Source organism: Roseibium sp., from assembly GCF_039982295.1.
In the GTDB taxonomy this organism is placed as follows: Bacteria; Pseudomonadota; Alphaproteobacteria; order Rhizobiales; family Stappiaceae; genus Roseibium.
This window is the reverse complement of sequence record NZ_JBDWYP010000058.1, coordinates 1-20355: the sequence shown is the minus strand read 5'-3', so window position 1 is coordinate 20355 and position 20355 is coordinate 1. Positions and strand designations below refer to the sequence as shown.

The following is a 20355-nucleotide window of genomic DNA, read 5'->3' as shown; positions in this document are numbered from 1 at the left end:
CGAGTAGACGATGCAGGACGCCATGGCTTGCCGGGTGTTAGCCGTCAATCTCGCTTAATCCGGCTGGATCAGCGCCACGTATCGCAGAAAGGTTTTTCGTGATCTTGTCGATCGGCCAGTTCCACCAGGCGATTTCCAGCATCTGGGAGACAATGTCGTCGGAAAAACGTTGTCTCACGATCATGGCTGGATTGCCGACTGCCACGCTGTAGGGAGGGACATCGCGTGCAACGACGGCGTTGGCGCCAATGATTGCTCCATCACCGATCCGAACGCCGGCCATGATAGTTGCTCCCGTTCCGATCCAGACATCGTTTCCGATGATGGTGTCGCCGCGAGATTGTTTCTGGAAAACGGAGGTGTCGTACCCTGTTTCCCAGCCTTCCTGAAATATATGGAACGGGTAGGTGGATAGCCCGTCGAAGGCATGGTTCGCGCCATTCATGATAAACTCGACGCCTGTTGCCAGAGCGCAGAACTTGCCAATGACCAAGCGATCCCCGAGGAAGTCGAAGTGGTAGCGAACGCATTTTTCCTGGAAGCGTTCTGCTTCGAGCGGGTCGTTGTAATAGCTATAGTCGCCGGCCTCGATATTACTGCCGGAAATGACGTTCTTGATAAAGACCGTGTGTTGTTCGCCTTGAAAGGGAAAACGTGTCTGCGGATCTGGACCGTGCATGGGGCCTCCGTAAGTATCAGATGTTGAGCAAGGAACGGATGCAGCTGATGGGGCTGCAGTTGACCCGGTGGTCGGCGAAGACCTTGCAGAACGGGTCTGGACTTAGAAGATCATTGGCGCGGCTCTCCCAGACGGCAGGTTCGTAACGAGTTCAATAAAAAGGGCTCCGCAATGCGGAGCCCTTGATCTTTAGCAGGGTTTCAAAGAGTCGTCAGCTCTTGTCTTCGACTTCTGTTTTCTTCCGTTTGAAGGTCGATTTCAGATTGTCGAACAGCTCCACCTTTACACCTTGTCGGCTCATGATCAGCCATTGCTGCGCCACCGAGAGTGTGTTGTTCCATGCCCAATAGATCACCAGTCCGGCCGGGAACGAGGCCAGCATGAAGGTGAAGATCACTGGCATCCAGGTGAAGATCATCTGCTGGGTCGGGTCGGGCGGCGCCGGGTTCATCTTCATCTGGACGAACATGGTGACACCCATGATCAACGGCCAAACACCGAGCATCAGCATCTGTGGCGGATCCCAGGGGATCAGGCCGAAGAGGTTGAAGAGCGTCGTTGGATCGGGAGCCGACAGATCCTGAATCCAGCCGAAGAAAGGTGCGTGCCGCATTTCGATCGTGACGAAAAGCACCTTGTAGAGCGAGAAGAAGACCGGGATCTGGATCAGCACAGGCAAACAGCCTGCAAGCGGATTGATCTTTTCCTTCTTGTAGAGCTCCATAAGCGCCTGTTGCTGCTTGGCTCTGTCATCCGAGTAGCGCTCTCGAATTTCGGTCATTTGCGGCTGCACGAGCTTCATTTTGCTCATGGAGACGTAGGACTTGTTTGCCAATGGGAAGAAGACGAGCTTCACGCCGACTGTCACGAGCAGGATCGCCACGCCGAAGTTTCCGACCAGATGGAAAAGCCAGTCAATGGCAAAGAACATCGGTTTGGTCAGAAAATAGAACCAGCCCCAGTCGATCAGGAGATTGAATTTCGCAACGCCGATGCTGTCTTCATAGGCGTCCAGAAGGTGCTTCTGCTTGGCCCCGGCAAAGAGATATGAGCTCGTGCCGTCTTCGCCCCCGGCCGGAACGCTGACGCCCTGGCCGAGGAAATCTGCCTGAAAGTTCTTCGAGACTGAGGAGTAGCTAAAGCTGGGCTGGAAGGTCTCGCCAGGTGTCGGAATGAGTGTCGTTGCCCAGTACTTGTCAGTGATGCCGAGCCAGCCTTGATCAACCTCTGCGGGGCGGATCTGGTTTTCTTCCTCAAGATCGGAATAGTCGATTTCGCGCAGGCCCTCTTCACCGAATACGCCGAGAAGGCCTTCGTGAAGAATGTAGAAGCCTGCAGTTTCCGGCTGACCGTTCCGCGCGATGAGGCCGTAAGGATAAAGGTTCACGGCGGTATCAGTGTTGTTTTGAACCGACTGTTCGATCGTGAACATGTAGTTTTCATCGAGCGAATAGGTGCGCTTGAAAATCAGGCCCGAGCCGTTGTCGTAGCTCAATGTGACTGGCGTCGACGGCGTCAGCTGATCATTGTCCTCGACTGTCCAGAGCGTATCAGCTTCTGGCAGAACGACATCTGATCCGGGATCCGCGACCCAGCCGTAATCGGCATAATAAGGTGTCGGACCGCCCTTGGGCGACAGCAGCACGATGGTCGGGCTGCTCTTGTCGACGGTCTCGTGGTAATCCTTCAAACGCAGATCATCGAGGCGCGCGCCGGTCAGGTTGATTGAGCCTGAAAGTTTCGGCGTCTCGATCTTGACGCGTTCAGAGCTGGCAATCGCCTGCTCGCGCGTCAGGCCGATAGCCGCAGCGCTGCTGGTCGGGGCGCTTGCTTGCCCTGGTACCGCATTCGGAGTCGGTTTGGTCGGGTCGCCATTCAGTTCGGCCTGCGCTTGCTCCGCTGCTTGCTGTGCCTGCAGCTCCGCCTGTTGTCGCTCCAACTGCGGCTGGGCGACAAAATATTGCCAGCCCAGAAGCACGATCAGGGATAGCACGATTGCCAGAATCGTATTTCTATTTTCGGAGAACAACTGGATTTACCCCTGTTTTCTGCTCGGCACTGTCTCTGGTCCGGGCTTGCCATTTGACGAGCGCGGTTTTCTGCGACGCTGTCCCGACTTTGGGTCGAGCGCAAGCGGCATTCCGGACTTAAGATCCGATACCAGATTTTGAAAGGGAAGGGAGAGCGCGGATTCACGTCCGACCAGGACGAAATCGGCGCGTTGTGGAATATCATTCGCATCCAAGGCTGCGACAGCTGCGCGCAGACGGCGTTTGATCCGACTTCTCGCGGCTGAATTCCCCGTTTTTTTGGTCACTGTGTACCCGATGCGGGGAGCATCATCACAGTCGCGCTTGAGGCCTTGAAGCACAAAAGCGCGCCGACCCACCCGTCCGCCTTTGGCGACAGCTAGGAACTCGGAGCGCTTTTTAAGTGTTTTCATCGGCGGCGCAGGCTGTGTGTCTGGTACAGTCATCACCGGCAACGCCGCGTGCATGAGCCCGATCAGGCGCTCAGACGCTTGCGGCCCTTTGCCCGACGGCGCGCGAGAACTTGACGGCCATTTGCCGTCGCCATGCGCGAACGGAAGCCGTGACGGCGCTTGCGGACAAGACGGCTCGGTTGATACGTACGCTTCATTGTTCTTATCCGCGCAGATGAGCGCGGCCCTTGTTTTTCGAAATTCTTGGAGGAAGCACTCGAAACGCCTCATCGGCGCGCCCATACCAAAGGCGATGATCCGAGTGCATGTCCCGGTCGAGCGCGCTTATACGGGGCAGGAGGCCTCAAGTCAACGCGTCAGATGTCAAATATATTGCACAAATCGAGTGAAAAAGGGTTCGCATATCTGGCGAGCCGGGAAGCGCAGTTGGATGAATTGATGGCGGATTTGTTCAACCATCACTCAATTGTCGGTGAAGTACAGTTCTCATTTGCACTTTTCGACTACACCTGACTGGGAGCAGGCACTTCGAACGAATTGCGGATGAACTTGGCAGTGCCAAGATCCAATGTCAGCGGGGCAAGAAATATGTCGAAACATGCCGCAGAAGACGGCGACGATGCGGAGGCGTCCACAGGTGCTGGCCATACGATCCGTCGCTGGTTCCCTGTGTTGTGCATCTTGGCTGCGATGGCAACTGCCTGGTTCATGGGTTTGCATGAACACCTCACGCTGTCCGAACTGATCCGCAATCGCCAGGACCTGGCAAACTATGTCACCCAGAACCTGGCTGCCGCTGTTCTGGCATTCATTCTGATTTATGCCGTTGCAGTTGCGCTGTCCTTCCCCGGCGCATCGCTCTTGACCATTGCCGGAGGCTTTCTCTTTGGCTGGCTGATCAGTGGAACGGCGACAGTCGTGGCAGCGACACTGGGCGCAACGGTTATCTATTTGGCGGCCCGCTCGTCGCTTGGCTCGGTCTTTACGCGGAGGGCCGGTCCTTTCGTCGCAAGACTTGCCTCCGGCTTCCGTGAGAACGCTTTCAATTACCTTCTTTTTCTGCGCCTGACCCCGGTTTTTCCATTTTGGCTGGTGAATATCGCCCCTGCGATTTTCCATGTGCCGCTGGCAACTTATGTCGGCGCCACAGCGATCGGGATCGTTCCGGGAACCTACGCGTTTGCATTCATAGGTGCGGGCCTCGACAGTGTGATTGAAGCTCAGGAGGCCGCCAACCCAGGATGCGCGGCAGCCGGGACCTGTCACGTTGAGCTTGGAGCGCTTGTGACGCCTGAACTCTTGCTGGCGTTCTTCGCCTTGGGAATCGCTTCCTTGATCCCGGTCGCGCTGAAGAAAATCCGCAGTCGCGGAACGGACAGCTAGATGGCGGCCAATGTCAGCCGCTCTTGAACGAACAACAACGCGAAAGCGAGAACAATGCCCGATACTTTGACCCCCGACATTTGTGTGATTGGCGCCGGGTCCGGTGGCCTGACCGTCGCCGCGGCAGCTGCTGCCTTTGGTGTCGATGTGGTGCTTGTCGAAAAGGGGCTGATGGGCGGTGATTGTCTCAATTATGGCTGCGTTCCATCGAAGGCGCTCCTGTCTGCGGCGAAATCGGCCAAGGCTCATGGTCCTGATGCCAAGATCGGAGTAGAGGCGGATTTTTCCGGGGCCAGCTTTGCCAGTGCGAATGATCATGTCCGGTCTGTGATCGCGTCCATCGCACCACATGATTCTGTTGAACGTTTCGAAGGACTGGGTGTCAATGTGATGAAGGCGGAAGCCAGGTTCACATCTCCTGACACGGTTTTGGCAGGTGAAATCAAAATCCGGGCCAGGCGCTTTGTGGTCGCCACCGGTTCGTCCCCGGCGGTGCCGCCGATCCCCGGGCTGTCGGATGTGGACTATCTGACAAACGAGAGCCTGTTCGAGCTTCGCAAGGCGCCGGAACACCTGATCATCATTGGCGGCGGGCCGATCGGATTGGAGATGGCGCAAGCGCACAGCCGATTGGGATCAAGGGTCACTGTTATTGAGGCCCAGAAAGCTCTGGGCAAGGACGATCCGGAACTGGCTGCCATCGTTCTGAGCGCAGTGAAGCAGGATGGTGTCGAAATTCTGGAAGGCACTGCAGTCCAGTCCGTATCATCGGTAGATGGCCTGATTCAGGTGAATGCCGACAGTTCAAAGGGCGCGGTTACAGTCAAAGGCAGCCATCTTTTGGTTGCCACGGGCCGCAAGCCGAATCTCGACGGATTGGGCCTTGATTCTGCCGGGGTTGAGGTCGAGCGCGGCGGCATCAAGGTCGACAAGGGCTTGCGTACGTCGAACCGGAAAGTCTACGCGATCGGTGACGTGATTGGTGGTCTGCAATTCACGCATGCAGCCGGATATCATGGCGGCCTTGTCATTCGTTCGATTCTGTTCCGCCTGCCTGTTCGGGAGGACCGGGTCAACATGCCTTGGGTCACCTACACGTCTCCCGAGCTTGGCCACGTCGGAATGAGCGAAGAGCAGGCAAGGAAACGGCACGGCGACAAGGTCAAGATCCTGACCGCCGATTATGCCGCGAATGATCGGGCTCAGGCGGAAGGTGCCACAATCGGTCGTTTGAAGCTTGTTGCAGGCCCGAGAGGCAAGCTTTTGGGGGCAGACATCGTTGGCGCCCAGGCCGGCGAAGTGATCAATCTCCTGTCCCTTGCGATTTCGAAGAAGATGACAATGAAGGACCTGGCGGGTTTTGTTGCGCCTTATCCGACATTGGGAGAATTGGTGCGCCGTGCCGCGACCTCCTATTACGCTGATGCGCCTTCTAATCCCTGGGTGCGGCGCCTCGTGCGATTTCTGACACAGTTTGGGTGAGACGATGGCGATGGTGCCTTGATCTCGCCCTTATGATTTGCTGCCTTGCGCGAAACAGCGGTGAAAGTGACCTGAATGAAGCACGAAGGTCTTCCCGGGGGCGACATTGAGCCTTCCGTCGGGAATGAGGCATCCGATCTTGCGGCGGCAGGCGAGCAACTCGCAAGATCCCGCTATCAACTTGGTGGGCTTTCCGGCAAGCTTCTGCTGCTGACGATTGTCTTCGTGATGTTGGCGGAGGTCTTCATCTACGTGCCTTCGGTTGCGAATTTTCGTAGTACCTGGCTGACGGATCGTCTTACGACCGCCGGAGTGGCAGCCGCGGTTCTGAGTGAAACCAACACGATCGCACCACGCCTTCAGGAAGAGCTTTTGCGGACCACTGGTGCTGTTGCCATTTCCCTGGATCTGGGCAGCCGCCGCAGTCTGATTGCAATGAGCAGTGCACCTTTTGAGGTCGAGTTTGTTGTCGACCTTGCGCAAATGACACCCCTGCGGGCGATCGTCGAGAGCTTCCGGGTCCTTTTCTATAGCGGCGATGGACTGATGCGCGTCGTCGGGGCAGGTCAGATGGGGGTGGTCAAACACGTCGATATTGTCTTGCCGGTCAGTCTGCTTCAGCAGGACATGCTGGCGTTCTCAGGTCGCATTCTGGCGTTGTCGCTCGTGATTTCCATCATCACGGCAGCGCTGGTCTACATCAGTTTGCGCGCGCTTTTTGTAAGGCCTCTGCAACGGCTGACCCGGTCGATGGATTTTTTCGCGGAAGCACCCGAGGACGCATCCCGCATCACGGCGCCATCGGGACGGAACGATGAGCTTGGGGACGCAGAGGTTCGTCTGGCGGCAATGCAGCAGGCGCTCTCCCGTGCCTTGCAACAAAAGCAGAGGCTTGCTGATCTGGGGTTGGCGGTTTCAAAGATCAATCATGATTTGCGCAACTTGCTTGCCTCGGCCCAATTGTTCCTGGAGCGGTTGGAGCATGTGCCGGATCCGACTGTGAACCGCCTGGCACCAAAGATCCTGGCAACGCTTGACCGCGCGGTCTCCTACACTCAGGCCGTCATGTCCTACGGCAAGGCCCAGGAAGAAGCGCCCCGGCGTCGCCTGATTGCCTTGACGCGGGTGTGTGATGATGTCGCTGAAGTGCTCGGCTTGTCGGATCATGCGACGATTGCTTTTGAAAACCGGGTCGACGGCAGTGTCGAGATCGACGCCGATCCTGAGCAGATCTTTCGCGTCCTCCTGAATCTGTGTCGAAATGCTGTTCAGGCTCTGGAAGGCGAACGCGATGAGACGCTTGTCAGGCGGATCGTTCTCGAGGCGGAACGCCGCGGCGATTGTGTCCATATCATTGTCTCAGATACCGGCCCGGGCATCCCTGCCAACATCAAGAAGGCTCTCTTCAAGGCTTTTCACAGCGGGTCCAAGGCCGGAGGCGTTGGGCTGGGGCTTGCCATCGCCGCGGAGCTTCTCAAGGCGCACGGCGGGGAAATCTCGTTGGACGATGAAGGGCAGGGCACATGCTTCAGGATCCAGATGCCCGATCGGCGCTGAGGGTGCGGCCGGGCCATCATGGCGAGGGAAAGCGATAGGGGAAAAACGGGACTTGGAAATTTGCCCTGGAAGTTTTTCACAGGTGAAAACGGCGGATTTGCTTGTTTTGGTGCTTGGCTTTCGAGCGGTTCAAAAAAAACCAAAACGGCGCTTGCAAAGCACAGGCGGGCAAAGTAGAAGTCCCTCCAGTCCCGGGGCAGCGAGATCGCCGCACCGAGACGGACAACGCGCTGGATCCAGCCTGAAGCTCGAAAACGACGACGCCTCACAACGGATCACACGCCTATGCACCGGTAGCTCAGCTGGATAGAGCACCAGACTACGAATCTGGGGGTCGGGGGTTCGAATCCTCCCCGGTGCGCCATCATCTAGCATTGTTTTGCACTCCGTTTTGCAAAATCTGGTTGCAATTTGTTCTCGAATTTTGCGATCGCGTTGTCTGCCATGGTCGATGTGATGTGATCCTGGTTCTCCGGAAACGTCAGCGTACGATCTAAGATGTCGCAGGGTTGGTTTTCATGCCGCCAATTTCAGATCTGTGTCAGCCCAGTATACCTCTCTGGGAGTTTTTTTACTCAAGGGCTTAATGAGGTCGCTCGGTGTTATAGAAGATCATCCAGTGCCGGAAGACTCGATGTTCCTTGAGGCCGTCTGTCAGGTGCCCCAGATAGACTGTTATCTGCTTCAAGGACCGCTAGAGCCGTTCGATGACGATGTTGTCCTCGCTCCGACCGCGTCCATCCAACCAAGACATCGCCCCGGCGCAAATCGGCAGCGATCTGTCGGCTTGCGAAGAACAGATGTTTGGTGAGGGCGCGGTCGATGGCCTTCATCAACTCCAGCGTTGCCTCGCTGAACCCGACTGGCGTGTGGTAGAATGACGACCGGCCTGGCTTCACCAAGTAGCATTGCTGCCTGATGCTCAGATCCGTATGGTCCCGCCAGTCTATCGCCTTCTTCTTTGCCAGGCTCACTTCTTGCGCCCTTGCGCTAAAAAGTCTTTGCCGATGGTCAACTTCATGATCTTGGCGTGCGACGCCTTGACCTCCGCTTCCGTCGGCCCTTCGGATTTTCCTCAACGGGAAGACGCATCCGCCATATCTTCGACGCCTGTCGCTTCCACGTGCTCACCTGGTTCGGATGGAACTGATACTTGACTGTCGTTCACTGCGTGCATTCGAGCAGGGCGCCGTTTGCCAGATAGGCGATCGTGCCTTCTGAAAGAGTGGCCTCTATCCTGGCGCCGTCCTGCGCCAGATCCTGGGCAATAACGATATCACCGCGAAGGTCTGGCTCGATCCTGCCGCGGTCAGCAAGTCTCATGGCCTGCGCCGGATTGGTTGAAACCTGTGCCCAAGCCATTGCAAGCGGCATGGAATAGTCTCTGATCAGTCTTTGCGCAGCCGAGAAAAGGGACGGATAATAGTAGTCCGAGGCGAGGACCGTTCCAAGACCACGGGTGACCATGTCGGCGGCGGTCGGGGCATTCGTGTGACTGCCGCCCCGCACGACATTGGGGGCGCCAAAGACGCAATGCTCACCATGCGATCGAGCGTCGCTTGCAATTTCTTCGGCCAGTGGAAACTCGGCTATGTCAGATCCAAGGCTGCGAAATGCGGCCCGGTCTGACAGTGTGAGATCGTCATGCGAGAGCATCGGCACGCCAGATGCTCTTGTCATCGTCGCGACGCGGTCAACCGCATCGCCAACTGCGGCACGTCGATCCCATACCTGTCCAAAGAAGGCCAAATACCCCTCATTCGAAAGGCCTGCGCGGCTCGCCCAATCGGACAGCTTGCTATGATTTCCGGCTGTGATTTTTCGATGTGTTGAGCTTGTGTGATCGTTGAAGGCAATCGAAAGGTCGAGTGGGCGCTCCAGCCAGTCGCAAATCAGGTCAATCGCCTCAAACGCGAAGGTTTCCCAGCGGATCTGTACGCGGTGGTCGACGGAGAGGTTCTTTCTCACGCGATTCAGAGCTTCAAGAAAGGCGCTGCCTGCCTCGATTGAGCGCAGGCCTGGTTCCCAGGAGAGCGTCAGCCCATGGTAAGCTGTGGTGATCCCATTGGCGGCGAGTTGCCGGTCAGTTTCGCCAAGCGCAAGAGGAAGGTCGAAGGAAACCTTTGGACGGGGCATGATCTGGCGTTCAAAGGCATCTCCATGAACGTCGACGATGCCGGGTAAAACCAGGCGGTTGCGAGCATCCAGCTGGAGGGCATCAGCCGGTACCGAGGCTCCAAGAGGTTGGATGATGCCATCTAGGATCAACACGTCGGCATCTTCCAATGTATCGTCAAGGAGAACGCGCCCGTTGCGAATTAGGATGGGTCTCATTTGGCTGTCAGGTCCGCGATCAGGTGCCAGTGCCACGAGCCGGGCTTTTTGTGCAGCTTGTCTTCCAGAGACCGTAGCTCGAAATCGCTATAAAGCGCGACGAGCTCGCTGGCATTGCAGTAGAAGTGCGGATGCGCCTTGTCATCATCGTTATCATTGACCCACGTATCGGGTGCAATCTCCCGCCCCTTGCCGCAATTGACGTTGCGCTTGGACAGCATGGTGCCCTGGTAAATACCGCCGGGCTTCAGGACACGCACGATTTCTGAAATACACTGACGCACGATGTCCGGATCGCCATGATAAATGACGTTGAATGAAAGAACGTAGTCGAAGCTGTTGTCGTCAAACGGCAGGGCATTCATCGGACCAAGGTGCGTTTCAACATCAAGACCTTCGGCATTTGCGCTGGCGCCTAGTTCTGCCAAACCCGCTTCGGCGAGATCAATCGCATGCGTCTTGAAACCAGCGCGGGCGAATGCGAGAGCATGACGGCCTACACCACAGCCGAGGTCCAGTGCGGTCTTTGGTCCGTCTTTGGCCATCTGTTCAACAAGCGTGGCGACATCAGGCTCTGCGACCAGCCAGTCGGCGCGGCCTTCTTCTGTCTGCCAACGCTTTTGCCATTCAAGATGGGCAGTGTCGGTTTGTTCGAGAGAGCTTAGTTCACTCATTGTGAGTTTCCTTCAAGAATGTTGCGGCGCGCGATCGAGCCCAGGCGCTCAACAACAAGCACGAGCGCGAAAATCATCAGGATGATGGTCATCGCGAGTTGGTAATCGAAAAAGTCCATGGCGACCTTCAGCTCAATGCCGATGCCACCGGCGCCGACAAGGCCCAGGACGACGGACGAGCGCGTCGCCTTTTCGAGAGCGAAGAGGGAGGTCGTGATGAAAGACGGCATGGCAGCTGGAATGATGGCGCAAAAGATCGTGTCCAATCGGCTTGCACCAGCGGCGGTCAATGCCTCGCCAGGACCCTTTTCAACGTCTTCCATGGACTCAGCAAAGAAACGGCCACAAAAGCCGATGGTGTCGACCGCGATGGCGAGCGTTCCTGCGAATGGACCAAGGCCGACAGAGATGACAAAGACCAGTGCCCAGACAAGGTCCGGGACCGTCCTGAAAAATGCGATCAGAAGCCGGGCGCATGCACCGACAGCTCGGCCCAGAACGGTTGGCCGCGTTAGGCCCTTGGTTGCCATCATGGCAAGCGGAATACTCAAGATGACACCGATCACTGTTCCGGCCAGCGCCATTTGAAAGGTCTCGAGCAGTGCGGTCGACAGCTGCGGCAAGCGCTCCGTCGTTGGAGGCCATGCCCGGGACAGAAAGTCGACCATCGACGGACCACCCGAAACGAGCGCCGAAAACGACCAGCCTGCACCCTGGAAAGACCAAAGAACAAAAGCGAGCAACGCGACATAGGCGACGAAGGTCAGCGGATTTTGTCGCTCTAGCCGCGTTGGAATCGACCGGCGTCCAGGCCGGGTTTGTGAGGTTTCAACCATAGAATTCGTTCAGGTCGGAGGAGGACAGGAGGGCGCTGGTCTGATCGAGTTCCACCTTGCCGCCGCGAAGAGCGACAACACGATCCGAATAGGCAAGCGCATGGGCAACATTGTGCGTCGTGAAGAGCAGCGTGATGCCCTCTTCCTTTGCCAGATGATGAAACAGGTCCATGACCTCTTGGCCGGCGACCGGGTCCAGACTGGCGACCGGCTCATCCGCGACGATCATTTTGGGTTGCTGCATCAGGGCACGGGCGATGGCAACGCGCTGAGATTGACCACCCGAAAGTTGATCAGCGCGTTTCATTGCCTGCCTGGACAGGCCGACCCTTTCGAGGCAGGCATAGGCCCGTTCTCTGATGTGGCGTCCTGAGAAGGCCTGGCTCCAGCCGCGAATTCCGCTCGCTCGGCCCAGGTTGCCATGCACGACATTGGTCAAAGCAGAGACGCGTGGGACCAGATTGTGCTTTTGAAAGACAAAACCGACATCGCTACGGATTTTCCGCAATTGACGGGCTTTGGCCGAACGCAATTCCGTGCCAAAGAGCACCGCCTCACCACTGTCGGGTTCGACCAACCGCATGGCGCACCTCAGGGCGGTAGACTTGCCGGCGCCATTTGATCCGATCAGTGCGACAGCTTCCTTGTTGGCGATTGAGAAGGAGACATCAGTCAAAACCGCGCGATTGGTCTCGAATGACTTGCATAGGCCGCGGATCGCTAGATCCAGTTTGGCGGGAGATGCCGGTGACGGGGGATGGACCACCGGCGCTTGCACGCCGGTGGTCAAAGCTGCGGTCTGCATTATTCGCCGATGAAGTTGTCGTACTGCGGGAAACCGGCGGTGGTGTACATCGAACGGACGATGTCATAAGCGCCGTCTTCGATCGCGACCAGGTCCATGCCGGAGTACTTGTCGTTCTCCTCATGAGCGAGGATGCCGTTGATGATGCTTTCCTTGTTGTCGAGGATCGCCTGGCGAATGGCCTGGGCAGTCTCGGTGTCGACATGTGCGGCAGCCATCAGCATGTCGTTCGGCAAGTCGCCGGATCGTGCGATGATGCGGAAGAAACCATTCGGCACGCTGTCGTCCTTGTTGCGAACGCTGATCCACGAGTTGTGGTTGGTTCCGATGGCTGCGACGTCGCCCTTCTTCAGAGCTTCATGAGCAATGTTGCGCGAGGTATGCAGGCGATCGACGTCTTTGGCAGGATTGATGCCGTAGTCGGCCATCAGCTGCATTGGGCAGAGCATGTTCGATGTCGAGCCAATGTCGCCAAAGGCAACCTTCTTGCCTTCAAGTTCGGCCGGGCGAACGATGCCGCTGTCAGCGCGAACAACGATTGCGCAGAAATAATCAGGGCGGCCGAGACCGATCAGAGGCGTGGCTTCCGTCAGCTTGTTGATGACGATGTATTCAGCCGGACCGGTGACGACGAAGTCGACGCGCTTGGCGCGCAGCGCTTCTGCAGCTGCTGTGCGGCTTGTAACCGGGAAAAATTCAAAAGTATGGCCAGTTGCGGATTCAAGCGCGCCCTTGAACGGACCCCACTCGAGCTGAAGGCGCTCAAGGCCTTCAACATCGGTCACAGCCAATTTGAAATTGTCTGCAAAGGATGTCGTAAAAGACAGGGCAAGGGTGGCAGCCGCGAGGGCTGCGGATTTTAGAAACTTCATTTCAGGATCTCCCTGGTGAACGCGAGCTGCGTAAGCTGGCGGGGATATGCAAAACCCGATCCCGGATACCATTCCTGCTTGACCTGGCAGTGATGGAAATATGTCGTTTCTGTAAAATAGAATATGGATAAGGAAAGTATTGATTTCTGTATTTGTGGGTATATTGAATTTTTTATGATTGGAGAGAATATACTAAATTAGGTGGCGCAATAGATTTTTCTTAGTTACTCAGTGAGTTGTTGTTTTTTATGCGATAGATCTAGACTTCGGCGGTTTGTAAGTCGATATCAGCGATACGGCGGTGATAGTCGACAGCGACCTCCTGAAGGATCCGCGCTGCCTCGGCGACCAATTCATCACGTGGTTCTCCGATATAGGTGGCGGTGAACTGGAGTGGATTGGGCAGCCAGCCTGGATCAAATGTAGCGATCTTGTTTTCACCGACAAATCTGCGCCCAAGGGCATGAGGCAGGATGCCAACGCCCAGTCCGGATGCAACCATTTCAAAGCCGGTGGACAGTGAATTGGTCGGGAAGATCTGCGCCGTGCTGCCATAGCGTTCGCGAAGTTCGCGGGTCAGTTCCCGGTGAGGTCTGGAGTTCCGGTTATAGGTGATGACAGGCGTCACCCTGAGGTCGGGCTCAGCCATGTTCAGGGGGCGATACCAGTTCAGCTGAAACGGTGGCAAATCGACATTGTCGACCGTATATTCGGAGATTGGACCCATCAGGATTGCAAGGTCCAGGGAACGTTCAAGCAGCATTTCTCGCAAGTTGAGTGAGATGTCGACCGAGACTTCGATCTTCAGTTTCGGGAACGTCTGGTGGAGGCGGGTCAGGAAATCCGGCAGACATGTCTGGGCTACCGTTTCAGCAACACCAAGCCTGAGAAGGCTGCTCACGCTATCTGCCGGCATGATGTCTGCCTTGATCCGCTCGACCAGTGCGGCGATCTGCTCCGCATGAGCGCGTAGGAGCACTCCTTGTTTGGTCAGAAACACACCGGTCGAACTCCGGGTAAACAGCTCTGCGCCAAGGAAGGCTTCCAGGCTCGCAATGCGTGAGGAGACTGCGGGCTGGGAAATGTTCATTTGCTCTGCGGCACGACGGACCCCGCCAAGACGGGCAACCCAAAGGAAGGTTCTCAACTGTTCCAGAGTCATATTGTGCGTCCTACTTGGTGATCAGAAAATTCGATCACTTTGAACAAGAAATGGCAATTTGACTTTATAGGCCGTCAGCTTCAGCCTTTCCATAGTGAAGGGGGGCGTATGGTCCAGATGGTCAGTTTTTCAGAACTTGTCGAACGCGATTTCGCTGCGGTCCGCAGTGCAGTCCGGTCCGGTCTGTATACGGGCCACACGGCAGGTCTCGCGAAGGGACATCTGCAATGTAACCTCGCAATTGTCTCAGGCGATCTGGCGGAGAGCTTTCATGAGTTCTGCCGATTGAACCCGAAATCCTGTCCGCTTGCGGGCGTGTCTGAGCCTGGCAATCCGCAGGTGGAGCGGCTCGGCAACACCGTGGACATTCGCACTGATGCCGCGCGATACAACATCTACCGCGATGGCGCATTGGCCGAACAGGTGCCGGATTTGATGGGGGTGTGGCAGCCCGATTTCGTGGCTTTTGCGATCGGCTGTTCATTCACCTTTGAAAACGCACTGCTGCGTGCGGGCATTCCCATGCGCCACATTGAAATGGATGTGACGGTGCCAATGTACCGCTCGTCGATAAAGACCGTTCCGTGCGGACCTTTTGGTGGCGATACAGTCGTGTCCATGCGTCCGGTCCAAAAAGACCGGATCGACGAAGTCTTTGAGATCTGCAGGGCCTATCCTCTCGCCCATGGCGCACCGCTCCACATCGGTGCGCCAGAAGAAATTGGCATTGCGGATGTCGGCAAGCCTGATTGGGGCACTGCGGTCGACATAGGGGAGGGCGAGGTTCCTCTCTTTTGGGCCTGCGGTGTCACTCCGCAAGTTGCGATCATGCAGGCCAAGCCCGCTCTTTCGATCACGCACGCCCCGGGCGCCATGCTCATCGCTGATGTCAGCGATCAATGTGCGCCGATTTATCCCTACAACGATAATAAAAAACCGATTTTCTGAACCTTTCCGGAATGGAGAACAACATGAAAAAACTTCTCGCAATATCCACGCTCTCTCTTGCTGCGCTGACGGCAGCGAGCGCTCTTAAGGCGGAAGAGCTGTCCGTCGTTGGCAGCTGGAGCAGCCTGCCACTTTACAAGCAGTATGAAATGCCTTTCTGGACGGAGACCTTGTCTGAAGTTTCCGGCGGCGACTTGACGGCCACAATGACCACGCATGACCAGATGGGCATTGCCGGCGGCGATGTGTTCCGGATGCTGTCTGAGGGCGTCTTTGATGTGGGCATGACCGTGGGCGATTATGCGGTCGCCGACAGCGCTGCCCTCGAAGGACTGGATGTGCCCCTTATCGCCACGGATGCTGCCACCGCACAGAAGGCTGTTGAGGCAGCCCGTCCGATGGTCGACGATATCTACAAGGATGTCTTCAATGCCAAGGTCCTGGCGATTGCGCCCTATCCGCCGCAGGTCGTTTTCTGCAACGGGGAAGTCAGCAATCTGGAAGGCCTAAAGGGCAAGAAAGTGCGCGCCTCGGGCCGGATGACCGCCAAGTTCCTGGAAGCGCTGGGCGCTGAGGGCGTCAATATCGGCTTTGGCGAAGTGCCAGGTGCCCTGCAACGCGGCGTTGTCGATTGCGCCGTCACCGGAGCTGGCTCGGGGTACAATGCGGGCTGGTGGGAAGTTTCGACCCATTTGATCACCCTCCCGCTCGGTGGCTGGGATCCCGTTGTCACCGCGATCAATCTCGACAAGTGGAACGCGCTCAGCGATGCTCAAAAGAGCACTCTGGAAAGTGCGATCAAGGAAAAGTTCGAGGCTCCCGCATGGCAGTCGGCCCAGGGTGCGCTTGCAAATGATATTGCCTGCCTGACCGGAACCGGCGAATGCACATACGGCGATGCGCACGACATGATCCTTGTCGCCGCAAATGACGAAGATCTGGCCAAGGCAAAAGAGGTTCTGATCTCCGAGGTGCTGCCGGAGTGGGCCGAACGCGCCGGGCCTGAATGGGCCAAGCGTTGGAACGACAGTGTCGGCAACGTCACCGGCGTCGAACTGACCCTGAACTAAGGCTGGAAACTCGTGACTCCGCTCATCTATCTCTTGAAGAAAATCAACGACAGGGTTGCACTTGCTGTCGGCGCAATGCTGATGGTCTGCGTTCTCTATACACTCGTTGAAATTCTGACACGCCAACTTGGCGGATCCTTGGGCGGAGTCGACGAGATCTCCGGCTACGCAATGGCAATCACATCAAGTTGGGGCGTGAGCTATGCCCTGACGGAGAGGGCGCATGTGCGGATCGACCTCGTGCGCGAGCGCCTTGTGTCAAAAGGCCGGGCACAACTCGATGCGATCGCCATCATGAGCCTTGCAGCGACGGCACTGGTCGTCGCCTGGCGTGGCTGGTCTGTCGTTGCCAAAACGCTTTCGACAGGAGCAAGAGCAAACACTCCGTTGGAAACACCCTTGTGGATCCCGCAAATCTTGTGGTGGTCCGGTTGGCTCTGGTTTGCGATCTCAGCCGTTCTTCTGGTTGTCTATGTCATGCAAAAGCTGTTCTTGAGCGACGAGGGCGCGATTGAAGAAGCTGTTGGTATGGGGGGAAGCGAATGATCCCTTTTACAGCCTTCGGTCTGCTCGGCCTTCTCGCACTATCCATCCCGGTCGGGATTGTTCTCTTTCTACTGGCCTTCGGAATCGACTTTTTCTTCAGTCCTTTCCCGTTGATGCGCGGCCTTGGTCAGGTCGTCTGGTCGTCTTCCAACAGCGCGACCTTGATCGCCATTCCATTGTTCGTGCTGTTGGGAGAAATTCTGGTTCGCAGCGGCGTTGCAAGCAGGACCTACACCGCGCTCGACAAATGGGTGTCCTGGCTTCCAGGTGGCCTGATCCATGCAAATATCGCCACATCGACCATGTTCTCTGCAACGTCCGGCTCGTCGGTCGCGACTGCCGCGACAGTGGCAACTGTTGCGATGCCGCAGGCGCGGGCGCTGGGCTATAACGAGAAGCTTTTCTCCGGTGCAATTGCGGCTGGCGGAACACTTGGCATTATCATTCCGCCTTCAATCAACCTGATTGTCTACGGGTTTCTGACTGAAAGCTCGATCCCTCAGCTGTTTCTCGCAGGTCTGTTGCCGGGCCTGCTGATGGCGCTGCTCTTCATGATCTTCACGGTGATCCTTTGCGTGATGTGGCCGTCCCTCGGCGGCCCGCGGCGCCCGAGTGCCTGGCGCGAGCGGTTCATTGGGCTCCTTGACCTGATTCCGATCTTCGGCCTTTTCGCAGCTATCGTTGGCTCGATCTATGCGGGTTGGGCGACACCCACTGAAGCTGCCGCCATCGGGGTCGGCATCGCGTTGGCAATTGCCGTTCAGCAGCGGGCGTTCAGTCTTGATATGCTGTCCCAGGCGCTGCGCGGTGCGGTGCGCACATCGGCGATGATTATGCTGGTTGTCATTGGGGCCTATGTATTGAACTTTGTCCTGACGGCTGCCGGTGTCAGCCGTGCCTTGCAGGATTTGCTCAACGGGCTCGGCCTGGGGCCTCTGGCGACCCTCCTTGTGATCGTGCTGATGTACATTGTTCTTGGATTTTTCATCGAGACCTTGTCCCTCATGGTCGCGACGATTCCCATCGTCGTGCCGATCATCGTGCATCTGGGTTACGACAAGATCTGGTTCGGGATCTTGATGATCATTCTGGTAGAGATGGCATTGATCACACCTCCGGTCGGCCTGAATCTCTACGTGGTTCAGTCCGCTCGCGGCAGGGCGCCGTTCAAAGATGTCATGCTGGGCTGCATTCCCTATGCCTTCGCAATGCTGTTGATGGTTGGCCTTCTCATCCTGGCTCCGCAACTCGCTCTCTTTCTCCCATCCAGCTTGTAAGAGGCTCCTGTAATGGAATTTCAGACACCGACCGGTGTGCTCGAATGCACACCGCACACCTTGATTGTTGCCGGGTGGACCGGGCGAGACAGGGCTGCTGTCGATCATCACATCGAAGAACTGGCGGCCATCGGCGTCCCGGCTCCTTCGACTGTGCCTCTCTATTACCAATGCGCGCCCGCACTCCTGACTCAAGATAGCGAGATTCAGGTGTTGGGCACGGAGAGTTCAGGTGAGGCCGAGCCATTTTTGCTGAATGCCGACGGCACGCTCTGGCTGGGGCTTGCGTCAGATCATACGGATCGGGCGCTCGAAACCTATTCCGTGGCGCACTCCAAGCAGATCTGCGCCAAGCCGGTCGCTCCTGATCTCTGGAAGCTTGACGACGTTTCAGACCACCTTGATCAGCTCGAGCTGCGCTCCTGGATTCTGGAAGACGGTTCCTGGAAACTCTACCAGGACGGAACCCTATCCTCGATTTTACCTCTCGCCACCTTGATGGCCGGGATCGAAATGCCGGAAGGGACCACCATGCTTTGTGGAACCCTGCCTGCCATTGGCGGAGTAAGGCCGGCTGAAGATTTCAAGATGTCTTTGAGCGATCCGGTCTCCGGCGCGAAGATCGAATGGCAGTATCGAACTCGTTGTCTTTCCGCTGTTTCATAGCGAAGCGGACAATTCAAGCGTACCGTCTGGGGCCGACAATGGCTTGTAAAACAGTCGGAACTTCGAAAAACATCGGGGTATCGACGGCGGAATTTTGGAAAGAAAATGAAGATGAGTGCCAGGACCGATCTCGCTTGGAGCGCTGAGACTGCTTCGGAACGTACAGAAAGCGCATTGGCGCGACTGGCCGAGGATCCCGCAGCTGTGTCGGTCTTTACCAGGGAGTTGCCTCGTCTTGCGCGAGAACAGGCTGCGCTTGCCTCGTCCAATGACTCGCCACTTGCCGGCGCGATTACCAGCATCAAGGCCCTTTTTGATGTTGCTGGCGAAACGACAACAGCTGGTACCAGGGTTTTACAGGGCGACGCGCCCGCGGAGCAGGACGCGCCCGCCATTGCAAGGCTGCGTGAGGCCGGTGCGGTCTTCCTTGGTCTGACCAACATGTCCGAGTTTGCCTATTCCGGCCTTGGTTTGAATCCGCATTATGGCACGCCCGATAATCCGGCCTATCCGGGCTGCGCACCTGGTGGCTCCACCAGTGGTGGCGCAGTTTCGGTCGCCCTTGGATTGTGTGACATCGCAATCGGCAGCGACACGGGCGGTTCACTTCGCATTCCAGCCGCGTTCACAGGCATCACCGGGTTCAAGCCAACACAGGCGACTGTTCCTCTGGCCGGAGGCAAGCCATTGTCGGATACGCTCGACAGCTTCGGTCCGATGGCGCGGTCCGTTGCCGACTGCGAACTGGCCTGGCAGGTGATGGCCGGTCTAACCACCGCGCCAAAAGCTCCCAGGGCCGGCCGTCTCGTCGTCGCACGCAATTTTGGCTTCAACGAAATGGATCCCGTGATCGCGAAGGGCTTCGAGGCGGTTCTTGCCGTCCTGCGTGACGCCGGCCTTGAAATTGTCGAGAGGGACCTGGGCTGTATAGATCTGTATGGGACATTCGGTCCTTGGCAGATGACCTCGGTTGAATCGCGCGCTCACTATGAAGATCTCTTTCAAAGTCGTGCCGGAGATTTCGATCCTCGCGTTCATTCCAGAATGTCTCGCGCAGATGAACTCACTGCGGTCGGCTATCGTCAGGCGCTTAACAATCGGAATGCCTTTGCCGAGGCTTTTGCAGCCGAGCTTGGCGGTGACTTTCTGCTGATGCCGACGACGCCGTTGCTGCCACCAAAAGTGTCGGATCTTTCAGATGACGCGGAATTTGGCCGAGCCAATCTGCTGGCGCTGCGCAATCCATCACTTGCCAACTGCGCGGATGGCTGTAGTCTGGCCATGCCCTATCGGCAAAGCGGACTGACCCTGAGTGCAATGCTGATCGGGGTGAGGAACAATGACGCCGCACTGCTGGGCTGTGGCAAAGCTGTAGAGGAGGTTCTGGCAGGCCTTGGCTGAGAAGCGAGCTCGCCGATGTGAATGTGGTGTTATAGGCAAGTAATTGAAATAATTGATATATTTCAAATTTTCTTCTCTTTTGTCCACAATTGATGTTTTGAATTTTTATTTAGTTTGTTTTTTTTGGATTTAGGCGTTGACGGTTATGGGGAGTGGACCTATAACCACGTTCATCGACGGCGGCAACGTCGCTGGCGGACGGACACTGCGTCCAAAATTA

Annotated in this window: 19 protein-coding genes and 1 tRNA gene; 10 read left to right on the top strand and 10 right to left on the bottom strand. The window is 56.8% G+C overall.

Features of this window, described 5'->3' with window-relative positions:
• Positions 1-37 precede the first annotated feature (37 nt).
• The 4 genes from ABJZ52_RS12160 to rpmH form a co-directional block, all read right to left on the bottom strand.
• The gene (locus ABJZ52_RS12160; protein WP_348192550.1) at positions 38-679 is read right to left on the bottom strand and encodes a CatB-related O-acetyltransferase; all 642 of its coding nucleotides are present in this window, start codon (positions 677-679) and stop codon (positions 38-40) included.
• A gap of 211 nt (positions 680-890) precedes the next feature.
• A complete protein-coding gene (yidC, locus tag ABJZ52_RS12155; RefSeq protein ID WP_348192547.1) occupies positions 891-2708 on the bottom strand; it encodes a membrane protein insertase YidC in 1818 nt (605 codons plus the stop codon).
• Between the two features lie 6 nt (positions 2709-2714).
• Positions 2715-3155, bottom strand: coding sequence for a ribonuclease P protein component (gene rnpA / locus ABJZ52_RS12150; protein ID WP_348192544.1), 441 nt, complete (start codon positions 3153-3155; stop codon positions 2715-2717).
• 29 nt (positions 3156-3184) lie between these two features.
• On the bottom strand, positions 3185-3319 hold the full coding sequence (rpmH, locus tag ABJZ52_RS12145) for a 50S ribosomal protein L34 (protein ID WP_153770627.1): 135 nt from the start codon (positions 3317-3319) through the stop codon (positions 3185-3187).
• A gap of 391 nt (positions 3320-3710) precedes the next feature.
• Here rpmH and ABJZ52_RS12140 point away from each other — a divergent pair, with 391 nt between their 5' ends.
• From ABJZ52_RS12140 to ABJZ52_RS12125, 4 genes are all read left to right on the top strand, one after another.
• Complete coding sequence (locus ABJZ52_RS12140; protein ID WP_348192540.1) at positions 3711-4505, top strand: VTT domain-containing protein; 795 nt, start codon at positions 3711-3713, stop codon at positions 4503-4505.
• Positions 4506-4559: 54 nt separating this feature from the next.
• Positions 4560-5987, top strand: coding sequence for an FAD-dependent oxidoreductase (locus tag ABJZ52_RS12135; protein WP_348192537.1), 1428 nt, complete (start codon positions 4560-4562; stop codon positions 5985-5987).
• Positions 5988-6062: 75 nt separating this feature from the next.
• Entirely contained in the window at positions 6063-7544 is a 1482-nt protein-coding gene (locus tag ABJZ52_RS12130) for a HAMP domain-containing sensor histidine kinase (RefSeq protein WP_348192534.1), read from the top strand.
• A 287-nt stretch (positions 7545-7831) separates the two neighbouring features.
• Positions 7832-7908: transfer RNA gene (locus tag ABJZ52_RS12125), tRNA-Arg, on the top strand.
• Between the two features lie 800 nt (positions 7909-8708).
• Here the strand turns inward: ABJZ52_RS12125 and ABJZ52_RS12120 are convergent.
• From ABJZ52_RS12120 to ABJZ52_RS12095, 6 genes are all read right to left on the bottom strand, one after another.
• Positions 8709-9878: an alpha-D-ribose 1-methylphosphonate 5-triphosphate diphosphatase gene (locus ABJZ52_RS12120; RefSeq protein ID WP_348192531.1), complete on the bottom strand. Its 1170-nt coding sequence runs from the start codon at positions 9876-9878 to the stop codon at positions 8709-8711.
• The gene (locus ABJZ52_RS12115; RefSeq protein WP_348192529.1) at positions 9875-10552 is read right to left on the bottom strand and encodes a class I SAM-dependent methyltransferase; all 678 of its coding nucleotides are present in this window, start codon (positions 10550-10552) and stop codon (positions 9875-9877) included. The genes ABJZ52_RS12120 and ABJZ52_RS12115 overlap by 4 nt, the downstream gene beginning before the upstream one ends.
• Entirely contained in the window at positions 10549-11388 is an 840-nt protein-coding gene (gene phnE / locus ABJZ52_RS12110; protein WP_348192526.1) for a phosphonate ABC transporter, permease protein PhnE, read from the bottom strand. The genes ABJZ52_RS12115 and phnE overlap by 4 nt, the downstream gene beginning before the upstream one ends.
• Positions 11381-12193: a phosphonate ABC transporter ATP-binding protein gene (locus tag ABJZ52_RS12105; protein ID WP_348192523.1), complete on the bottom strand. Its 813-nt coding sequence runs from the start codon at positions 12191-12193 to the stop codon at positions 11381-11383. The genes phnE and ABJZ52_RS12105 overlap by 8 nt, the downstream gene beginning before the upstream one ends.
• The gene (locus ABJZ52_RS12100) at positions 12193-13065 is read right to left on the bottom strand and encodes a PhnD/SsuA/transferrin family substrate-binding protein (RefSeq protein WP_348192520.1); all 873 of its coding nucleotides are present in this window, start codon (positions 13063-13065) and stop codon (positions 12193-12195) included. The genes ABJZ52_RS12105 and ABJZ52_RS12100 overlap by 1 nt, the downstream gene beginning before the upstream one ends.
• 259 nt (positions 13066-13324) lie before the next feature.
• Positions 13325-14227 carry a LysR family transcriptional regulator gene (locus ABJZ52_RS12095; RefSeq protein WP_348192518.1) on the bottom strand — a complete coding sequence of 301 codons (903 nt, stop codon included), beginning with the start codon at positions 14225-14227 and terminating at the stop codon, positions 13325-13327.
• A 108-nt stretch (positions 14228-14335) separates the two neighbouring features.
• Between ABJZ52_RS12095 and ABJZ52_RS12090 the strand changes: the two genes are divergently transcribed.
• The 6 genes from ABJZ52_RS12090 to ABJZ52_RS12065 all read left to right on the top strand — a co-directional run bounded on the left by ABJZ52_RS12090 (position 14336) and on the right by ABJZ52_RS12065 (position 20135).
• Positions 14336-15175, top strand: a complete 840-nt coding sequence (locus ABJZ52_RS12090) for a putative hydro-lyase (RefSeq protein ID WP_348192515.1) — start codon at positions 14336-14338, stop codon at positions 15173-15175.
• 23 nt (positions 15176-15198) lie between these two features.
• Positions 15199-16245 carry a TRAP transporter substrate-binding protein gene (locus tag ABJZ52_RS12085; RefSeq protein ID WP_348192512.1) on the top strand — a complete coding sequence of 349 codons (1047 nt, stop codon included), beginning with the start codon at positions 15199-15201 and terminating at the stop codon, positions 16243-16245.
• A gap of 12 nt (positions 16246-16257) precedes the next feature.
• A complete protein-coding gene (locus tag ABJZ52_RS12080) occupies positions 16258-16791 on the top strand; it encodes a TRAP transporter small permease (protein ID WP_348192509.1) in 534 nt (177 codons plus the stop codon).
• Entirely contained in the window at positions 16788-18068 is a 1281-nt protein-coding gene (locus ABJZ52_RS12075) for a TRAP transporter large permease (protein WP_348191612.1), read from the top strand. The genes ABJZ52_RS12080 and ABJZ52_RS12075 overlap by 4 nt, the downstream gene beginning before the upstream one ends.
• A gap of 12 nt (positions 18069-18080) precedes the next feature.
• On the top strand, positions 18081-18734 hold the full coding sequence (locus ABJZ52_RS12070) for a DUF2848 domain-containing protein (protein ID WP_348192506.1): 654 nt from the start codon (positions 18081-18083) through the stop codon (positions 18732-18734).
• Between the two features lie 111 nt (positions 18735-18845).
• Positions 18846-20135: an amidase family protein gene (locus ABJZ52_RS12065; RefSeq protein WP_348191618.1), complete on the top strand. Its 1290-nt coding sequence runs from the start codon at positions 18846-18848 to the stop codon at positions 20133-20135.
• The last annotated feature ends 220 nt before the right edge of the window (positions 20136-20355 follow it).